Annotated in this window: 16 protein-coding genes; 9 read left to right on the top strand and 7 right to left on the bottom strand. The window is 39.1% G+C overall.

Annotation, left to right across the window (positions count from 1 at the left end; translation table 11 throughout):
* Window positions 1–37: 37 nt before the first annotated feature.
* The gene (locus QL995_RS18140) at window positions 38–826 is read right to left on the bottom strand and encodes a PhzF family phenazine biosynthesis protein (protein WP_169045211.1); all 789 of its coding nucleotides are present in this window, start codon (window positions 824–826) and stop codon (window positions 38–40) included.
* A 72-nt stretch (window positions 827–898) separates the two neighbouring features.
* Entirely contained in the window at window positions 899–1,513 is a 615-nt protein-coding gene (locus tag QL995_RS18135; protein ID WP_033010146.1) for a PQ-loop repeat-containing protein, read from the bottom strand.
* A 290-nt stretch (window positions 1,514–1,803) separates the two neighbouring features.
* Here QL995_RS18135 and QL995_RS18130 point away from each other — a divergent pair, with 290 nt between their 5' ends.
* Entirely contained in the window at window positions 1,804–2,937 is a 1,134-nt protein-coding gene (locus tag QL995_RS18130) for a PepSY-associated TM helix domain-containing protein (protein WP_169045212.1), read from the top strand.
* 220 nt (window positions 2,938–3,157) lie between these two features.
* Here the strand turns inward: QL995_RS18130 and QL995_RS18125 are convergent, their stop codons facing one another.
* Entirely contained in the window at window positions 3,158–3,877 is a 720-nt protein-coding gene (locus tag QL995_RS18125) for a DUF6445 family protein (protein ID WP_007580474.1), read from the bottom strand.
* 316 nt (window positions 3,878–4,193) lie between these two features.
* Here QL995_RS18125 and QL995_RS18120 point away from each other — a divergent pair, with 316 nt between their 5' ends.
* A complete protein-coding gene (locus QL995_RS18120; protein WP_290294775.1) occupies window positions 4,194–5,354 on the top strand; it encodes a tetratricopeptide repeat protein in 1,161 nt (386 codons plus the stop codon).
* 29 nt (window positions 5,355–5,383) lie between these two features.
* On the opposite strand, the gene QL995_RS18115 is transcribed toward QL995_RS18120, so the two are convergent.
* The 4 genes from QL995_RS18115 to QL995_RS18100 form a co-directional block, all read right to left on the bottom strand.
* A complete protein-coding gene (locus QL995_RS18115; RefSeq protein ID WP_290294774.1) occupies window positions 5,384–8,200 on the bottom strand; it encodes a hypothetical protein in 2,817 nt (938 codons plus the stop codon).
* A gap of 122 nt (window positions 8,201–8,322) precedes the next feature.
* Entirely contained in the window at window positions 8,323–9,870 is a 1,548-nt protein-coding gene (locus QL995_RS18110) for a PH domain-containing protein (protein WP_290294773.1), read from the bottom strand.
* On the bottom strand, window positions 9,863–10,396 hold the full coding sequence (locus QL995_RS18105; protein WP_222713915.1) for a PH domain-containing protein: 534 nt from the start codon (window positions 10,394–10,396) through the stop codon (window positions 9,863–9,865). Before QL995_RS18105 ends, QL995_RS18110 begins: the two co-directional genes overlap by 8 nt.
* A gap of 36 nt (window positions 10,397–10,432) precedes the next feature.
* On the bottom strand, window positions 10,433–11,281 hold the full coding sequence (locus QL995_RS18100; protein ID WP_290294772.1) for a D-hexose-6-phosphate mutarotase: 849 nt from the start codon (window positions 11,279–11,281) through the stop codon (window positions 10,433–10,435).
* 427 nt (window positions 11,282–11,708) lie between these two features.
* On the opposite strand from QL995_RS18100, the gene QL995_RS18095 reads away from it, so the two are divergent.
* The 7 genes from QL995_RS18095 to QL995_RS18065 all read left to right on the top strand — a co-directional run bounded on the left by QL995_RS18095 (window position 11,709) and on the right by QL995_RS18065 (window position 19,084).
* Complete coding sequence (locus QL995_RS18095) at window positions 11,709–12,191, top strand: MarR family transcriptional regulator (RefSeq protein WP_010554531.1); 483 nt, start codon at window positions 11,709–11,711, stop codon at window positions 12,189–12,191.
* Between the two features lie 99 nt (window positions 12,192–12,290).
* Entirely contained in the window at window positions 12,291–13,616 is a 1,326-nt protein-coding gene (locus QL995_RS18090) for a hypothetical protein (protein ID WP_007580455.1), read from the top strand.
* A gap of 126 nt (window positions 13,617–13,742) precedes the next feature.
* Window positions 13,743–14,138 (top strand): YbaN family protein, encoded by a 396-nt coding sequence (locus tag QL995_RS18085; RefSeq protein WP_007580453.1) that lies wholly within the window; start codon window positions 13,743–13,745, stop codon window positions 14,136–14,138.
* A gap of 124 nt (window positions 14,139–14,262) precedes the next feature.
* Window positions 14,263–14,895, top strand: a complete 633-nt coding sequence (locus tag QL995_RS18080; protein WP_007580451.1) for a PepSY-associated TM helix domain-containing protein — start codon at window positions 14,263–14,265, stop codon at window positions 14,893–14,895.
* On the top strand, window positions 14,895–15,404 hold the full coding sequence (locus tag QL995_RS18075; RefSeq protein ID WP_010554527.1) for a DUF2271 domain-containing protein: 510 nt from the start codon (window positions 14,895–14,897) through the stop codon (window positions 15,402–15,404). Before QL995_RS18080 ends, QL995_RS18075 begins: the two co-directional genes overlap by 1 nt.
* Window positions 15,405–15,438: 34 nt before the next feature.
* Window positions 15,439–16,284 (top strand): DUF4198 domain-containing protein, encoded by an 846-nt coding sequence (locus tag QL995_RS18070; protein WP_290294771.1) that lies wholly within the window; start codon window positions 15,439–15,441, stop codon window positions 16,282–16,284.
* Window positions 16,285–16,552: 268 nt separating this feature from the next.
* Window positions 16,553–19,084 carry a TonB-dependent receptor gene (locus QL995_RS18065; protein WP_290294770.1) on the top strand — a complete coding sequence of 844 codons (2,532 nt, stop codon included), beginning with the start codon at window positions 16,553–16,555 and terminating at the stop codon, window positions 19,082–19,084.
* The last annotated feature ends 133 nt before the right edge of the window (window positions 19,085–19,217 follow it).

The raw sequence follows: 19,217 nt of genomic DNA, 5'->3' as shown, positions 1-19,217 counted from the left end.
CGTTTAACGTGGCCTTTTTTATAACTTAATTCACAGATCAAATATAAATAGTGCCTTTTAAATACCTTACAGCATGCCCCGTTAAGGTGACGGTTGTATCACCCACTTCACATAGTAAATACCCGCCTCTGCTTGAAGCCTGATAAGCGCTTAACGTAGTTTTACCCAATTGCTGCGCCCAGTAAGGTGCCAAGCCAGTATGAATAGAGCCTGTTACATAATCTTCGTCGCCACCGCTTGCAGGCCAAAAATAACGAGATATAAAATCATATTCAGCACTTGGAGCAGTGGCCACTACATCAAGTGGATAAAGCGTTTTTAAAAGCTCTGAGCTAGTTTTTAATTCAAGTATATGATCGGCGTTTTCATAAATAACAAAGTAGGCTTGGCGATTTTTAAGCACTTTACTCGGTTGCATAGACAGGCCATCAAGCAGTTGCTGAGGCACATTTTGCACTTCAACCGGTGCTTGTTTTGGAAAGGTCATTGCAAAGCTGCCATCAGCGTTTTTATTAACGATTAGCTCGCCCACCGCATCAGCAATAAAGCGAATTTGCGATATGTTATGCTCTTCACATAAAACATAGGCAGCCGCAAGTGTGGCGTGACCACAAAAATCGATTTCCATTAACGGCGAAAACCAACGAATAACAAAACTTCCATCGTCTTGCAGGCAGGTAAAAGCAGTTTCAGATACGTTATTCTCAGCGCCAATCTTTAGCAATAAATCGTCACTTAACCACGATTCTAGTGGGATCACTGCCGCATAGTTACCTTTGAATAACTCATTCGTAAACGCATCAATTTGATGAATAGCTAATTGCATTGTTTAAACTTTGTAATGATTAATAGCTTAAAACTGCCATACCTAAACTAAATTAGCACTTTTATTTTGGCTTTAAGCCATTACAGGCCGCATTCTATAATATTGCATACAACCAAATTGCACAGCATTGGTAAGCAACAGCATAATAAACATAAGTAAGTGCGCCGTGCTTGGAGCCGCTGTTGTAAGCTCAACAGCTAAGCCGCAAATACCAGCAATAAACTGCAAGCTAAAGTAGCGCGCGCTTAAATTACTTACATTACCCGTACGCAATGTTTTATAAGTTTGCGGCATAACACGTACCGAACTCATCACAAGGCCAACATACGTTAAAGCGCTTAATACCGTTGCAGTATCGAGGCTTGAATTCAAAAGCAGTGAAAAAGGCAGTAACGAAAAACCTAGCATAGTAAACAACTGTACCCGTTCTCGTTTAGCTGCGTTATAACGTGCAAAAAAATACAAAATAAGTCCGCTTAACGCACCAGTTACAATAAATGGTAACGCAATATAAAAACGCTCAAAATAAATATTGTAGGTTATAAAATAAAGGCTTTGTGCTAACCCAAACGTCATCATCAATAGTGATAAACCTGAGACACTACGATTTTTTCGAATTTTGTTTAGTAATGGTAAAAAACTAAAAACCAAAATAAATGAAGACAATATAGGCAAATAATGCGCCAAAGCAACCTCGCTCGTTACATAAATGTTAATTAAACACAGAAATAAAAACATTTAATAAACATTTGTTTTAAAAGGCTTTTACTATGAGCGCGGCATTGTAGAGCCGCGTAAATTTAACTCAACTAAATAAGAAATTCTTGTTTTAGGTACTGGCAAGCTAGGTATACAAAAACCGTAGAATTAAGTTCACGGTTTACCGGTTTAATAGAAAGCCTCACCGCCTAACTATTAAATAAAAATGATAGTTGTTATCATGCGCAAGTCATTAACTGCTGTATATAAAACTACCTATGAGAAAAACTCTTTTTAAAATTCACAGTTGGATCGCTCTAATAGCTATCATTCCATTGATTGTTATTAGTATTACAGGGAGCGTATTAGTTTTTAAAAGTGAAATAGATGGCTTACTTATGCCAAGCAGCCACTTTGTTGTAAATGCACTGCCAGAGCGCATGCCAATCGACACGTTAATTGCAAAAACAGAGCATGCTTACCCTGAATATGTAGTAGGTAGTTGGGAAATATTTAACGATGATACAGCTGATCGGGTTTACTTAGTCAAACGCGGCACAGAGCAATGGTATAAGTTTCATTTAAACCAGTATACGGGTGACATTTTGTCTGAACCTGTTGGTACCAGCCATTATTTTACCGATTGGTTTTTAGAACTACATTACACTTTTTTACTGAACGACTTTAAAAACCTGCCAGGGCAAACAGGCACTGTACTAGGCTTCTTTTTTGCTCTGTTTTTATTGGTATTAGGTATTACTGGGCTTATTATTTATCGTAAATTTTGGCAGCGTCTATTTAGTGTGCGCTGGCGTTCAACACTGCAAATTGTACTTAGCGACATTCATAAAATGACGGGGGTTATAGGATCTCCCATCATTATTATTTTAGCTATCACAGGTGGCTACTTTAACTGGGCGGTGTGGTATCACGAAGTTATTGAACACGCAGAGGAAGAGCACTTTGTACTAACCAAAAACCTACACAGTAGCGAGATTTCGTTCCAACACATACTTGATGACAGTAAAAAACAAATACCCACTTTTAACGGCACGTTTTTAGTTATGCCACTCGAACCTGACGAAAATATTACTTTATTCGGCGAAGTCGATACCGCCAACCCACTTGCTAGTGAGTATGCCAATACGGTTAGCTATAACAAGCTAACAGGCGAGCACATAGCTAACTGGGATATTCGCGAAGTAGGCGTTGGCTGGCAGGTAATTGATAGCTTTAGAAAGCTTCATTTTGGCTACTTTGCAGGGCTAATAAGTAAAATACTGTGGTGCGTAATTGGTTTAAGCCCAGTGTGGCTAGCAGGTACTGGTTTTTACTTATGGTTTACTCGCCGAAAACGTAAAAAACAATCACAAAAAAACCGTTTAAATAAACGCCAAGTCACTAACGTTTAAAAATAATAGCTTATGATTCATTTAATAATAAGCTATTTATAAATTATAAAAACAGCACTCTACATATTATTTATAGAAGAGAGTGCGCAATAATACTTAGTCATTTTGAGGGAGTAAACCTAACGCTAGTTGCATTAAAAGCGTCTCATTTAGAACAACTAAATAACGGAATTTTTGCCTTACTATCGACAAGATTTTTCTGCCTAAAAAGAATTATTAATTAATCTTCGCACATCCAAAAAAATGTTATCGCCAGCCTTTTAGTATTTAAATCATCTCCAAAATACTCAGATGCACTGTGAACAATACTACCTTTAAATATAATTAAACGATTAAAGCGATTCTCAATATCTATGTCTTTATACCATGCGCTATATGGAAGGCTACTTACATTAAGTGCATCAACAAGGTTAGCATAAGGAGGATCGACAATATTTCCTCCTGCCGCTTCATTTGCATACTTTAAACGATAAAAAGAGGTACCGGCAGAGGTAATTGGATCAGGGTTTAAATACAAAACAGCAGCGTATCTACATAAATAACGATTATCTACATGAGGCCTAGAAGCCCCTTCTTCAGCCCCCACTAAAATTGCAGTATTGGTATCAACTACAACCTTATTGGAATCAGCAACCCATAATTTATTTTTTTTGATAACTGACTTAACATATTTTTCTATTTTTTTAAGCTGTTTACTATTTAGAGCATTAGGAGTGCGCATTCCAGGCCAAAGTTCTTTGGTATACGGTTTACCGTACTTCCAAACCTCTTTTTTTAAACATGAAGAACGAATAGCCATTGCTTCTTCATGTTTAAAAAACTCATCAACAACCCAATAGTTACTACCTAGTTCTGGCTTTTCATACCTTAAACCAGGTGCGTCGGAGGGGACGCTTGGAAGTACAACGCTCTTGGGAACTTTCTGATGCTTAAATGACATTGTCAAAATACTTATTTTATTAAAACAGCTCAGAATATAACATTTACTTAACAGTCATTTAAAGTGAATAATAAAACTCTACTTAGCGCATACCCAAAGCTACTACAGTTATTTCGCCTACAGCTCTGTATTAGGGCTGAGGACTTAGTTTATTCGTGTTTCATTATAAAACTATGCTCACATTAGTATTTGAGCCAAGATTTTATACATCGTAAATTTAGCATTAGTCCATTTATAAAATTTTTAGAAAAAACATCTATAACATTGATTAAAAACCCACCACATTGTAATGTAAAAATTAACAAAGGAGTGGGTTATGATATTTATCAAAATAGTTATTAGTATTACCTTTTTATTTTTAGTTGGATGTAACACAACCAAGGTTCAGCAAGTAGAACAACAAGTAGAGCTTGAACAACTATTAAACCATTCTTTGTTTAATAAACTCGACACTCCTTCTGAGTACAGTATTTTCGAGCTGCCAAATGCTGAAAAAGAAAAATTTTTAGCTTATGCCGAAAAACAAAAACAGTCTGAAATCCGTCATGACCGCATTATTTACAACTACCTCGAAAGCAACTTAGCTAACTTTAAATACCATGGCGATACACTTACTTCAGCTCAAACCCTAAAGCGTTCGCAAGGTAATTGCATTAGTTTAGCCATTTTAACGCAAAGCTACGCACAAGCTCTTGGGTTAGAAACAAGCTTTCAAGAAGTTACAAGTAAGCCCATATACGCAAAAGAAAATAATGTTGTTTATGTCGCTAATCACTTTAGAACAAAAGTATATGCTCCAAAAGTAGAGAAAAAAGATGATAATATTATTGAGTTTTTCAGAGCGGGCACATTAATCGACTACTTCCCTACCCGTCGCAGTTTTTATTCAAGCAGCGCAGACTATAACGATTTAGTTTCTAAGTTTTATAGTAATTTAGCTGCCATAGCATTGGCAGACAAACAGCTGGATATTGCTTACTCACTTATTTTACAAGCAAACAAATACACTCCCAATGATCCTGAATTATTTAATATAGCGGGCGTTTTGCATCGTCGGGCTGGTGATTTACAAAGCGCTAAAAACATCTATCAAACAGCACTTAGTAATAATGAAATAAGTATTAATTTAATCAGCAACTATCAGCTTTTAGCTAAAAAATTAGGCGATAAAGAGCTTGTTAAAGAGCTCACCTCACAATTAATTAATAAAGAGAAAGACCCATACGAATTACTAGTGATCGCTAAAAACAACTTACAAGCTGGCCACGCTCATCAGGCTAAAGCACACCTTGAGCAAGCGATTACTAAAGCGCCTTACATTGCTGAGCTATACTTGGAACTCGCAAAAGTTCGCTATCAACAAGGTAATATTAAACAAACACAAACCTTACTTGAGAAAGCAATTGAACTAGAACGTGATAATCAAAAACTCGATGTATATCAAGCTAAGTTACTGTCGTTACAAATGGACAAATAACTTAGCCAAACCGTGGTTAACTTTAAACGCTAAAGGGAATAATAAAAGCTCAGCCACGCACGCATTTCATCTTCAAAACTGTCGCCTTCTACTTGCGACAGTCCCATATTAAACGTTAAATCGTTTACGCCTGCAGGCCCCATTCCAAAGCTAAAATCACCTTGGTATTTTAAGCCGTAGCTTTGTGCGTATACGGTGTCGTCGAGTTGATGTTGCTTATAATAAAGCCACGGCATGCCTTCTTTAAAGCTAAAGCCGCCACCGTAGCCTTGATAGCGCTTTGCAGTTGCACTGTAAAAAGGCAGCTCAGATGAAAGTACATATTCACTATTTTGCTGCTGATTAATAAGATTTGAGCTAAAGCCACCTAATGCAAGGCTGCTGTCGTCACGTTGCTTTTGATCAAAGTTTGCATAAAGAGGAATACCAAACGCTTTACCAAAAATTTTGGCTGCTAAATCATAACCTTGCCAATTATTACTTTTGCTACTGCCATCGTACCAACTCGCATAAATACTTTGGCCTATAGCAAAGTCTTGACGATCATATTGCCAATTTTGAGCAATACCTAAACGCGTCCAACTTTTATGGCTTTGCTTATAATCAGTGTAATTGTAGGCAAGCTCTGGCATTAAACTTAACTGTCCAAATTTAACGGGATAACTTATTGCGGCAAAACCACCACGGGCATCCATGTCTGCACTTAGACTTTGCTGATACTGGCGCGATGTATCTAAATTGTAGTCAAACAGTGCAAGTTTCAGTTTTACATCAAGCGCATTATATTTTGCCTGCACATAACCACCGTGCAATGCCCCATCGTGTAAATCAGTGCTATAACCCGCTTGTAAGTCGAGCTGCTTTAATAAGTCGCTACTTTTAATGCTTAAATCTAACAAACTGGTAGAAGCCGAATAATACTGAGAGCCAAGCGCAAAGGTAGCGTGCTGGTCGAGCACGTTGTAATTTGTTTGCGCTGTAGTTTCGTGCTTATATATTTTAGCTTTTGGAAGTGTATGTTCGTTTACTATTAGCAGCGGTGCTTTTTTGTTAGCTGCAAACTCAGTAACTACAGTGCTTTTTATAGCTTTTGGCAGTGTTTTTACATTTGGCCCATCTGCAGTTATCGAAAAATAGAGTAACGAGCCATCAGCCATTTCAATTGGGTGGGCAACGGCATCTTGCCCTTGGGTTAACTTGGTGAGTGTTTTACTCTCTATGTTGTAGTTATAAATATCGGTGGCGCTATTTAAACCTGCAACAAAGTAAAGTGACTCGCCATTATGGCTAAAGCTTGGCTGACTTAAATATTGATACCCGTTTGGCATAGGTACTGACAGCTGTTGTTCGCCGTTTACACCTTGTATATACAATTGCCAATTTTCATTTAATGACGTTGATAAATAAGCTAATTTAGTTTCATCAGGACTGAGTATTGGGTAATCGTAAGTTGTCTCAAGGCTTTTTGTAAATAATGGTGTGATGGTTTGCGTATTGAGATCAACCTTTACTAATTCAGAGTAGCCATCTCTTATTTGCTCGCCATACAAGGTTTCGCCGTTACTGGTTACGCTAAATCGTCGTATACCAGCAAGTTCGGTAAGTTGTGTAATATTTCCAGTGTCAGTGTTATAGCTAAATATGTCAGACACTTTGTTATAAATACCCGACTCTTCATTGCTGTACGCATTGAAATATAAAGTTGTGCTATTTACCCATTGAGGATTTGCAATACCGGCTCGGTTAATTTGATTAAGCAATTGTTTTTGTTCGCGCTTAAACACACTGGGCGCTGTATCGGGAATATCTTGTGCATCGTTTTCGAGTAGCTCTTTTTGCGCTTTAGTAAACTCTTCTTGCGCTTTAATGTTGTCATCCGTGCTATAAATTATAAGCTTGGTATTACTCTCTTTATCTCGCTCAACAATCGCAATTTTACTACCATCTTTTGAAAGTACTGGGTTACTTGCATATAAGTTAAGCTCAAGCCAAAGTTCACTATTAAGTAACGGCTCCCCTTGCTCTATTTGCATTGCTTTATAGGTATATTCAGCTATAAATCGGCGATATAGCTTGGCTGCACTTTGCCCAAACACACCGCTAAATGCCTCATCAAAATTCCGCGTTTTTACGCCTTGCATTCGCGTCCAAACACTATCGAGTGTTTGTTCTGAATAGTTTTTCTCTAACCAATTTAAAAAGCGACTACCCATTAAATACGCCATTGAGCCGCCCATAAAGCCCTGCTCGCCATTTAACTGCCCATAGGTTGGCAGTGCGCCCTGTTGAGCAAATTCTCGCAGTATTGACTCTGAGTAGTTATCAAACAAACGCCCACGACCCGTCATTTTAGACTCAATCAATGTGGCATAACCTTCGGCTACCCAGCGCGGCGTATCACTGTAGGTTAAGTCGTATAAATCCCATATACCACGTACTTTCTGCTGCCAGTCATTGCGTGTAGGCTGTGCTAAGTGCACTAAGTGAATATATTCATGCAGTACAAGTAATTGCTGCCAGCCAGCGCTGTTTGATATAACGGTGTCGGATTGTGGTGGGGTTGTAAAAAGTGCCATTACAGGGTTACTTGAGGTAGGTAGCGCAAAGCCGTTTGCTGCATTTAGGGGATCAAACACCACTACATCAACTGTTTTATCAAGTGCTCTGTTTTGCTGCTCAAGCACTTTGGTGCGTACTATTTCAAGCTCTGTTGCAGTTGATTTAGCAAAATCAGCATGCTCAACACTGTAGTGAATGTTGAAATGTTCAGTATGAATAGTTTGCCAATCGGCTGCAAAGCTTGGTGCTGCTAGTAATAAAGCTGATGCGATAAGTGTTTTTTTCATGAGCGTCCCTAAAAGAATTCCTTAATACCATCTAGGGTATTATTAAATGTCTTTCATGGGCAGTAAGAAAGTGTAATAAAGCATGTGCAAATGTGTATTTACACATGTTTTATTAGGGGAGTTTACATCCAGCTGCGAGTATCTGACTCAATCTGCTTAATTGTAAAATCAATAATAAAGTCAGCATCTTGCTGCTTTATGTAGGGCATAAATACAAAGCCAGAAGCAAGTTGTATATACAGGCTTTTTAAGCCTGATTTTCTCATTAAGTACGTACTTATACTGCGTGCACTTTGCGCTTTATAAAGCTCAAAAACACGGTAATGAACGCCAATCATACCTTTGCGTACAACCATGTAAAATCGACCATTATCCTCATGCATGTAATAACCATAACGCTGATACGACAAAGTTACCAAGCCAGAAAACACCACCAAAACACCAAGGCTAATCAAAGTATTAATATCAGCAATAAAACAAAAGCCAAACACTAATACACTGGGTAACAGTGAATAAAAGCCTAAATTTTTATACAAAAGCGCTCGCTCTGCGCGCTTAAAAGCGAGTTTTTTACTATTAAACCACGGGTAAATCCATTGGCATACACTATCAACTTGTTCGCTATTTAATACAGGTAATACTAAGGTTTGTTTATTTTTTTTAGCCGCAACACCGGCTGCTATCCCGCCGCTACTTGCTTGCAAGCACTCAACGGTAAATCGCTTTAGTAATCGCCCCATTAAGTTTTGCTTAATAACAATAGATTGCACTTTATCCATGCTCATAGAAAGCTGATGGCGCTCTAACAAGCCAGCAATACGTTTAAATTTTTGACCTTTAAAATAAAGCTCAAAGTTATAAAAACGAATAAGCGACATAGTCACCGATAGCATTACAGCCACCAAAACTAACAAAACAATTAAGGTGATCATCGCAAAGGTAGCAGCACTTGCCAGCATACCAAGCTCTTGTTGGTAAAAGCCTTCTACTTTCGCAATAATTTGCTTCTCTAAAAAATCAACAATCAGGTTTATAAAAGGGGCCAAAGCAGCGATTGCTAAAATAGCCATATTCGACATCAAACCAAATTTGGCTATTTCTTTATTGCTAATGCTTAGGCTGTTTTCGATAGTGTCTGTTTCGCTTTGTTCAGTATTTGGTGCTTCTTGTTGTTGCTGCGCTTTAAAATCAAATATTTGTTTACGCATTTGCTGTGCGTAATCTTTTGTGACGCCAGGTAAAACAACTTCTTGTGACACACTGCCAGCTGCATCAAAAATACAATTAACTAAGTTTACGGGGGTAAAATAAAATGGCTCGGCAATATTAACGTTTTGCACACGGCCAAATTTAAGCGTAAGTCGCTCTTTTTTAAATACACCTTTGTTAAGCAATATTTCGTTGTCGCTACTAATACAAAACTTAAAATTTAAATAATATAAAAATGAGTAAATAAGCAACGAAATTAGCGCAATCCCACCTGCAACCTGCGCCCAAAACAACTTATTTTCTACTTGAGTAACAAACACGACAAGCATAGGCAGTAAGTTTAAAAGGCCATCTTTTACAAAGCGCACACTAAAGTGCACAACAAAGTATAAAAGCGCCCAGGGCGATACTTTTTGCCAGTAAATAGGGCTCGCTTTATCTTCGATAGTTGCATTACTCATCGACTAAAGTTGCCTGAGTAGTTGCGTCGTCTTGGCGGTAGTTTTGTACAAATTGGCGCATATTTTTACAATCATCATGGGTTAGCCCACTAATTTGTAAATCGGCACTTACACCGCCAGCGCTAAATAATTTAATACTCGCAAGGCTAAGTTTTCGCTCTATTGGCCCTTGGTGTATTTCCATATGCTGTACACGCGCTAAAGGTAATACCGTCACTTGTTGCCAAATAACGCCTTTTTTAAAAGCAATGTCATGATTTCGCACTGCAAAACCTCGCAACCTCACACTTATTATGTTGTACGCCATAGATACGGCCACCAAAATTGGCATACCAATTAGCAAATACGTTTGTGCATTATTAGCAAAGGCTTCATTAAAATAACAAACAGCAATAAGCGCTCCAATTAGCGGTACATAAAACAGAAGCGAGCTAAGTTGTGTATGTAATAAGGCTTTATCAGCCAATGGCTTAAAGCTAATATCACTATGCTTTGGTAAATCCATTATTTGTTGATTGTTAAACACTATTTGTCCCTATTTCTGCTTTTAATTATGACTAGCTTACCAACTAATGGTGGTTATTAAGGTGTGGCTTTGTTTTGGCTCAAGCGTTACTTTATCTGTCAGTACATTAGCGGCCTCTAGACACAGCATGGTTTTATACTCATCGTCAGCAAAGTTAGATAAGCGTTTTGATTTTTCTATCCATGGGTTCCACAGTACACACGAACTGGAGTTTTCGCGGCTCACATTAATAACACCTTCTGGCGTATTAATGCTTTGCATTGTACTTGCTTGTGTATAAACCATGTCGGTTTCGCGAGTAAAGCTTACAACATCATTTTGTACAAATGGCCCTTCACTAAACTCAATATATTGCGCGCCTTGCAAACCATCTACATGGGTCTTTGTAATGTCTGATGTAGGAAAATAGGTATGCAGCGCTTGAGTAAAGCTAAATGGCGCACTCCCTAAGTTAGCGGTCGTTAAGCGAACCTGTAATTTATCGCTTAATACAAATTCAACTTTTAATGCTGACTGATGTGGCCAATACGTTGTATTAACAAGCTTCATGGGTAGCTTTAAACTAACTGTAATTTGCTCATCAGATTCGTGTACTTCATCAGCTTGCCACACGCTTGTGCGCGCAAAACCATGGGCAGGCCAGCCATCATTAGCGTGTGTACCAAACCACGGCCAACAAATAGGAATACCACCTCGAATACTTGCCCCTTCTTGATAGGTTTCGTCTTGTGATACCCATATAAGTGGCTTGTTATTTTTAGGGATAAACTCGGTAATTTGCCCACCTTGCAAAAATATTTTTGCATCGCACTTTGAGCTAGCTATTTTAATAAACTCAAGACCGGTTTCGCTTTGCTCAATGCTAACTGATGGCGATAATTTCATACCTTCCCCTATAATACTGATACTAAAGATTTTTAATATTTGTGCAGAAACAATAATGCATGCTTAAAGTATACGCTATTGATATTAAATATTGATTGCTGAATTTGTTCATTGCCGATTAATACATATACAGTAAACTCACAAACAATTACTTTGTACTAACAGCTGTAAATGAATAATACTAAAGTCTATACAATAAGACTTGCCAATTATTCACAACATACGTACTGTGCGCAACTTAATGCACACAAGATGCTAAGAAAATTTACTATAATTTAAACAATATAATTTTACATTAGTTACTGCTCTAACTATTAAAAACCAACAAAAGCGGCCTAATGTGCAATATATTGTTTGAATTCAATTTATTTGATGTGTAACATTTCGCGATTACGGCAAACTACCGCCCCATCGATGAGATAAGCAAATGCAAAAATATGACGAGTTATTGGTTTCTTTACGTAAAGTGATCCGCGCGATTGACTTACATTCTAAGCAGCTAAATAAAACTTCGGGTTTAACTGGCCCACAATTGCTTATAATGCAAGAAGTTAAAAAAACCGATGGAATAACGGCGAGCCGTATTGCTCAAAACGTAAATTTAAGCCCAGCAACGGTCACCAATATTCTCGACAGAATAGAAAGCAGAAACTTAGTAACACGCGTACGCAGTCAAATGGATAAACGCAGAGTGAGCTTATACCTCACCGAGAAAGGAAAAGAGTTACTTGATAAAGCACCTCAGCCATTGCAAGAACACTTTATTGAAAAGTTTTCTGCGCTTGCTGAGTGGGAACAGAGCCTTTTACTCTCATCAATGCAGCGTGTAGCCGCGATGATGGATGCAGATAAATTAGATGCATCGCCCCTTCTAGAAGTTGGTGCACTTACTCAAGCTCCTAAAGAATAAACAATAAAAAAAATACATAGTTTTGTACTTACTCTAAACGTAAGGCGTTTTTTGACGTCTTGAATTTTTTATTTTTTAATCACAAGCAGAGCGGCTATTATGACTAAACTCTCAAAATTAACACTAGCACTAGTCCTAGGTGGTGTTACAAGCACTTCTTATGCGTCTGATGATCTAGACACACTACAAAGCCAACTTAAACAGCTAAAGCAACAAATGCAATTGCTTGAAAATAAGTTAGCTGATGAAAAAACAAAACAACAGCAAATTAATAAGCAGCACGAACAACAAGTTGCAAACATCAGTAAAAAATCTGATCAAAAAGTAGTTGAAGTTGCCGCAGCTGAACCTGAGAAAAAAGATGAAGGCATTAAAGTTGGTGGAGCAATACGCTTTAATTACAGCACCAACACATACGATGAAGATACCCAAGATCGCGGTGGCGATTTTGATTTTGATATTTTCCGTATAAATGTATCTGGTGAGATTAACGATATTTCACTTAACGGCGAAATACGTTTTTACGATTACATGACCGTTGTTAAGTATGCTTACTTAGGTTACGAGTTTGCAGATGGCTGGGAAGGACAAGCAGGTATTGCACCCGTGCCTTTTGGTAATGGCCCATACAACTCACACAGCTACTTTTTCAGTACTAATTATTACGTAGGTCTAGAAGACGATTTTGATTTAGGTGTAGTAGTAAAACGTAAACTTAAAGATAACTGGAAACTAGACCTAGGCTTTTTCAAAAATGATGAGCTAGGTGGTATAGACGGTGGCTCTTCAGATATTAACCATCGTTACTCTTACGACATTATTGGTAGTCGTTCAGCAGAGGAAGGTACATACGATGCACCAGGCTCTCGCATAGGCGAATACAATACGTTTGCCGGGCGTGCAACATATCAAATTGAGCACAGCAAAAATATAACTACCGATGTGGGTGTATCACTATTAAGTGGTGGTTTACATGACGGTAACGATCGTGCAGGTAACTACGGTGCATGGGCATTTCATGTTGATAGCACAATTAACAACTGGAATATCCAATTTCAACACGGTGAATACGACTACGATCTAGACGACAGCAGCGACCGCTTTGTTGTTGGTGCGTATGCTTATTACGATACTGTATCTAGCGAAGCAACTATGACTAACTTTAACGTTGCTTATAATTACTCGCTTGATTGGGGCCCAGTTACCGACATTCAATTTTACAACGATTACGGCATTATTTATGACAAGTCTGACGATAGCGCAGATACATGGATGAACGTAACGGGTATGAGTGTTGCTGCAGGTGGTTTCTTTAGTTACTTCGACTTTATTCAAGCACGTAACCAGCCATTTATTGGCGGAACAATTATTGGTGATGGCGATACAGAACGTCGCTTCAACATAAATATTGGTTACTACTTCTAAACTGTTAACCGCATTTATTTTTAAAAGGGCAAACTTAGTTTGCCCTTTTTTATTGATTTTAAGCTTCGAATTAATAGCTATTTAGCCTACAATTAGAGATACCATAACACGCCTAAAAGAGCCTAAGTGAATATAAAAGCAGTGTTTATTTGTTATAAAAACTTATGGTTTAAAGCGCTTGGCTTAATACTTGTAGCCTTGGGTATTATTGGCATTGTGTTACCGGTCATGCCTACCACTATATTTTTTATTTTAGCGCTCACCTGCTTTACTCGCTCATCACCCGCGCTTGAACAATGGCTGTTAAACCACCCTCGTTACGGTGTAACTCTGCAGCAATGGCAAGCCCATAAAGTAGTGCCTGTTAAAGCCAAATGCTACGCCGCCATTGGCATGTTAATTGGATTTATATTTTTACTGTATTCAGCCGCCCCTATTTGGGTTATTTATCTCGTTGCAGTAATAGAAGTATCGGTAATGATTTACCTTATTTTAAGACCTTCCAGCCCCCCTAAGCATTAAATATTCATTTTTTACCTGCATACCACCTCTGTTTTAAAGTTTTTATGTAAAGATAAGTAAGTAAATTTGTAATAGCTAATGCAAATCATTATCATGTTGTAAATTTAATTTATTTACTGTTTTTATGTCGTTTATTAATAAGCGGGCTTTGTATAGCACAAGCCGAGCTCTACATATTTATATTTCTACAGCTTTGTTTTTTTTGCTTATTTTATTTTGTGTTAGCGGCATTGTGCTCAACCATATTGATTGGCTTAAAAACGACAAAAATAACGGCCAAGTAACGGCGGTAATTCCAGCTGAGCTAGTTACCAAAGCAAATGAGCAGCTAAATACCTTGCCAACGCTTTACCCAGAAATAGAAGCTTACTTAGCCGAGCAATATGCACTTACTAAAGTAAAAAGCATTGAGTGGGAAAAAGAAGACGCGCTTGTCATGCTCGACTACCCACTGCCTGCTGGGTTTGCTTACGCAGAGCTTGACTTTACAACTGGCGAGTTAAACCTTGATTACCAAACAGGTGGCTTTTTAAGCCTCATTGGCGACTTACATAAAGGCCGCCACAGCGGTGAAGTATGGAGTTGGGTGATTGATATATCTGCCGTACTAATGATTTTATTTGCTATCACCGGCATGATTATTTTGTTTCAAAATAGAAAAAAACGCTTAGCAGGAATATGGATAACCTTACTAGGAGTCGCAACTCCACTGGTTATTTATTTATGTTGGGTTCCACAAATAAAAGGAGTGTCTTAATGGTTAAATTTAAATTATTTATAAGCGCCGCATTACTGCTAGTAGCTGCGTTTTTTCAAACAACAGCGCATGCACAAACACCACAGCTAGAGGTTGAATTAACGCTTCCCGACTTAGAAGTACAACCGTATCACCGTCCATACGTTGCAGTTTGGCTTGAAACACCAGAGCGCAAACACGTTACAACGCTTGCACTTTGGGTACAAAAAGCAGAATGGTTTAAAGACTTACGCCAATGGTGGCGTAAAGCCGGTAAAAGCGATGCCAACTTTGACGGCATTAGCGGCGCAACAAAACGCGCGGGTACTTACACTATAAATTGGCAAGGTAACGATTTAGACGGTAACCCAGTAAAACCAGGTAAATACTTACTAAATATTGAAGTTGTACGCGAAGAAGGCGGCAGAGATTACACCCGCGTTGAGCTCGATTTAACAAAGTCGGGAAAAATTACAATTGATGGTAAAAACGAGTTTTCACAAAGTTTCGTCACTGTAAGCACTAAGTAGCTGCTACTTAATCATTTAAATTTAAGGAAATACAATGAAAATTAATTTATTAAAAACCGCATTAATCGGCGCATTGAGCTTATCTGCTTTAGTGTCAACTTCGGCAAGTGCACACGGACGTTGGTTACTACCTTCGCATACATCTTTATCAGGCGATAAAGCGCATTACGTAATGATTGACGCAAGTATTTCAAACGAAATTTTTGCACCTGACAAAGCCTTTAAACCTAAAGAAAAAGGCGCCGAGTACGACGACACATTATTAATGGCACTTGCGCCTAATGGTGAGCCAGTATCTGAAACGATCCGTGCTTACTACTTAAAACGTAAAAGCTCAGCTGCGGTAAGCTTAACAGAGCAAGGCACTTACCACATTGCAATGACCCAAAAGCCAATGTACATGACCTTCTATAAAAACGAAGAAGGTAAGCGCAAGCGTGTATTTGGTAAGAAAACAGACGCCGAGTTACCTAGCAATGCAAAAGATGTAACTACAACGAAGGTTGTTTCAACAGTAGACACATTTGTAAGCCGAAATGGCACCTCAAAGCCTGCCCTGTTAGGTTTTGGCTTAGAGCTTAGCGGTCCAACGCATCCAAACGATTTATTTGTAGGTGAGCAAGCACGTTTTCAATTACTACAAGATGGTAAATCTGCTGGTGAAGGCATTGAAGTAAGTATTTTAAAAGGCGACACACGCTACCGTAACGACCGTGGAGAAGTAAAAGTAACGACCGATAAAGAAGGTATGTTTACAATTACATGGAAAGAACCAGGCCTATACCTAATCGAAACTTCTAACAAGGTTACCGTAAATGAAGAAGGCGTAGATGCAGGACGTTATGCATTATTTACAACGCTTGAAGTTGCCCCTGAATAATTTAAATTACTAAATTTAAAAAATTGAAAGGCCAAGCATTTGCTTGGCCTTTTTACGTCTTACTAACTTTTATCTAAAATTCCCTTGAATTCGCAACCATTCGACACAAGATTGCAACTACAACGATCCAAACGCCTATATCGCGCGTAAACAGTGACCTTATATGTTAACAACTTAGAATATCTTAGATAGTTTTTATCTTTGCACTAGGGTAGTCGCTTCTATATGATGCGCTCCTTTTCGACTAGCAGCTCTTGGGGAACAATTAATGACTTTTAAGCGTTTATCTGCAAATAAACTAGCACTTAGCTTGGCCGTTACCACTGCACTTAGCACACCTTACTCTATGGCCGTTGCCGCAGAGCAAGATAATCAAGCAGAAAAGAATATCGAAGTAATTTCGGTTACCGGTACTCGCAGAAGCTTACGCAGTATTGCCGAAAGTACGGTACCCGTAGACATTATTACCAGCGGTGATATGCAAAGTACGGGTCAGCTAGAAATAAGCCAAATACTAGCAAACCAAGTACCTAGCTTTAACTACCCAAGTGCCACTATGGGTGATGGTACTGACCATGCAAAACCAGCTGTTTTACGTGGATTAGCACCCGATCACACATTAGTACTTATAAACGGTAAGCGCCGCCATGCCGGTGCGCTATTAAACTTAGCAGGTGTTGTTGGCCGAGGCTCTACAGCTGTTGATTTGAACATGATTCCAACCTCTGCAATTAAGCGTGTTGAAGTACTACGTGACGGCGCAGCCGCACAGTACGGTTCTGATGCAATTGCTGGCGTAATTAACATTGTACTTAAAGATGCCTCAGAAGGCGGTAGCGTAAGCGTAACGTACGGTAAATACGATACTCAAATGGCTGGTGTATCTCAGCTAGACAGCACCTATGAAGATGCAAACGGCGACTTAGCGTTTAATACCGGTGGCGACAGAGAAGTAAACGACGGTGCAACACGCACTGTTAGTGCAAACTCTGGTTTTGCGTTATCTGATAACGGCTTTGTAAACGTATCAATTGAATACCGTGATAACGACTCAACGCAACGCTCAGGCTTTGACCCACGCGAACAATACAGTCGCCTTGATGATGGCAGCCTAGACCCACGTGAATTTACTATCGATCGTTACAACCACCGCTTTGGTAAAGCAGACCTTGAAGATTACGCGTTGTTTTACAACATGGGTTACGATTTAGATAACGGCTTAAACCTTTATTCATTTGGTAGCTACTCAAAGCGTGAAGGTAATTCAGGTGGTTTTTACCGCCGAGCAAAAGACAGCCGTAACGTTTTAGAAGTGTACCCAGATGGCTTTTTGCCGCAAATTGAAACAGACGTACAAGACTACTCATTTGCACTGGGCTTACAAGGCGAAACTAACGACTGGACATGGGATGTAAGTACCAACTACGGCCGCAACGACTTTGGTTTCGGTGTTGTAAATAGCATTAATACATCACTAGGTGCCGACAGCCCAACCGAATTTGACAACGGTGCATTGGTTTACGATCAGTTTTTAGTAAACGCAACAGCCAATACCACTCTCGATTTAGGCTTACCTGATGACGTATTTTTTACCGTAGGTACTGAATATCGCCACGAAAGCTACAAAATAGAAGAAGGCGAAGAAGCGTCTTACATCACCGCACTTGATAGCGATGGTAACCCAATTGCAGCCGGTGGCGCGCAAGTACTTGCTGGTTTTGGACCAGAAAGTGCGACTGACGAAAGCCGTCATAACATCGCTTTATTTGTTGAGTTTGATACCTACTTAACAGAAAAATGGAACGTAGTTTTAGCGGGTCGTTATGAAGATTACAGCGACTTTGGTGACACATTTACTTCTAAGCTTGCTTCGCGTTACAGCATTACTGAAAACCTATCGCTGCGCGGTGCAATTAGCACAGGTTTCCGTGCGCCATCTTTAGCGCAAAGCTCGTACCGCCAAATATCAACCGTACTTGAAAACAACCAACCATTTGAAGTTGGTCTATTCCCAACCGATTCTGCAGCAGCGCAAGCGCTAGGTGCACAGCCGTTAGATGCTGAAGAGTCAGTAAACGTTACTGCGGGCTTTATTTACACTCAAGGCAGCTTTAGCTTAACTGTTGATGCATACCGTATTGATATTGATGACCGTATTGTATTGTCTGAAAACTTAGAAGGCGATGCAGTTGTTGAAATACTACAAAATGCCGGTGAGCTAAATACCGAAAGCGTACGTTACTTTACCAACGCTATCGACTCACGCACGCAAGGTGTAGATATAGTTGCCACTTATAACTTAGATTTAGACAACTTAGGTGATTTACGTTTAAACGTAGCAGCTAACTTTAACGATACCGAAGTAACGCACGTAAACGACAACCCAGCACAGCTTAACTCACTAGGTGACGACTACGTAGTGTTTGCACGTCGTGAAGTAGGTCGCTTTGAAGAAGGCACGCCAGATAGCAAATGGAACCTATCAGCAGTGTGGAACTTTAACGAATGGCAAACAACGCTTCGTGCCACACGTTATGGTGAAGTCGCTGATATATCAACTACAGCTGATCGCGATGAATACCTAGACCCTAAATGGATCACCGACTTAGAAGTGGCATACCGTCCAGACGAATATTGGAAATTTGCCGTTGGTGCAAACAACTTGTTCGATCAGTACCCACAAGCCACCGTGGATAACATTGGTTACTCTGACTTTGGCCAAATATTCCCGTACACACCGTATGCGCCTTACGGATTAGACGGGCGTTTTTTATACGGTAATATTACTTACAGCTTTTAATTAGTTCCCTAATAAAAGCTGAGTAATTATAAAAGGATGCATCGCGCATCCTTTTATATTAATAATTAGTTATTTTCACCACTTATTAGTATTTCAACTTTCATAAAAAACCACCACCCTATATAAAACAACA

The sequence above is a fragment of the Pseudoalteromonas sp. APC 3358 genome (genome assembly GCF_030408075.1).
In the GTDB taxonomy this organism is placed as follows: domain Bacteria; phylum Pseudomonadota; class Gammaproteobacteria; order Enterobacterales; family Alteromonadaceae; genus Pseudoalteromonas; species Pseudoalteromonas arctica.
The sequence above is the reverse complement of the archived record's forward strand: the minus strand, read 5'-3'. Positions and strand labels throughout refer to the sequence as shown.

What these genes read in the sequence shown, in the direction of transcription:
- QL995_RS18115 (WP_290294774.1), bottom strand. Translation starts at nt 8,200, where the DNA reads ATGAAAAAAACACTTATCGCATCAGCTTTATTACTAGCAGCACCAAGC.
- QL995_RS18120 (WP_290294775.1), top strand. Translation starts at nt 4,194, where the DNA reads ATGATATTTATCAAAATAGTTATTAGTATTACCTTTTTATTTTTAGTT.
- QL995_RS18125 (WP_007580474.1), bottom strand. Translation starts at nt 3,877, where the DNA reads ATGTCATTTAAGCATCAGAAAGTTCCCAAGAGCGTTGTACTTCCAAGC.
- QL995_RS18140 (WP_169045211.1), bottom strand. Translation starts at nt 826, where the DNA reads ATGCAATTAGCTATTCATCAAATTGATGCGTTTACGAATGAGTTATTC.
- QL995_RS18075 (WP_010554527.1), top strand. Translation starts at nt 14,895, where the DNA reads ATGGTTAAATTTAAATTATTTATAAGCGCCGCATTACTGCTAGTAGCT.
- QL995_RS18100 (WP_290294772.1), bottom strand. Translation starts at nt 11,281, where the DNA reads ATGAAATTATCGCCATCAGTTAGCATTGAGCAAAGCGAAACCGGTCTT.
- QL995_RS18110 (WP_290294773.1), bottom strand. Translation starts at nt 9,870, where the DNA reads ATGAGTAATGCAACTATCGAAGATAAAGCGAGCCCTATTTACTGGCAA.
- QL995_RS18070 (WP_290294771.1), top strand. Translation starts at nt 15,439, where the DNA reads ATGAAAATTAATTTATTAAAAACCGCATTAATCGGCGCATTGAGCTTA.
- QL995_RS18080 (WP_007580451.1), top strand. Translation starts at nt 14,263, where the DNA reads ATGTCGTTTATTAATAAGCGGGCTTTGTATAGCACAAGCCGAGCTCTA.
- QL995_RS18130 (WP_169045212.1), top strand. Translation starts at nt 1,804, where the DNA reads ATGAGAAAAACTCTTTTTAAAATTCACAGTTGGATCGCTCTAATAGCT.
- QL995_RS18090 (WP_007580455.1), top strand. Translation starts at nt 12,291, where the DNA reads ATGACTAAACTCTCAAAATTAACACTAGCACTAGTCCTAGGTGGTGTT.
- QL995_RS18065 (WP_290294770.1), top strand. Translation starts at nt 16,553, where the DNA reads ATGACTTTTAAGCGTTTATCTGCAAATAAACTAGCACTTAGCTTGGCC.
- QL995_RS18095 (WP_010554531.1), top strand. Translation starts at nt 11,709, where the DNA reads ATGCAAAAATATGACGAGTTATTGGTTTCTTTACGTAAAGTGATCCGC.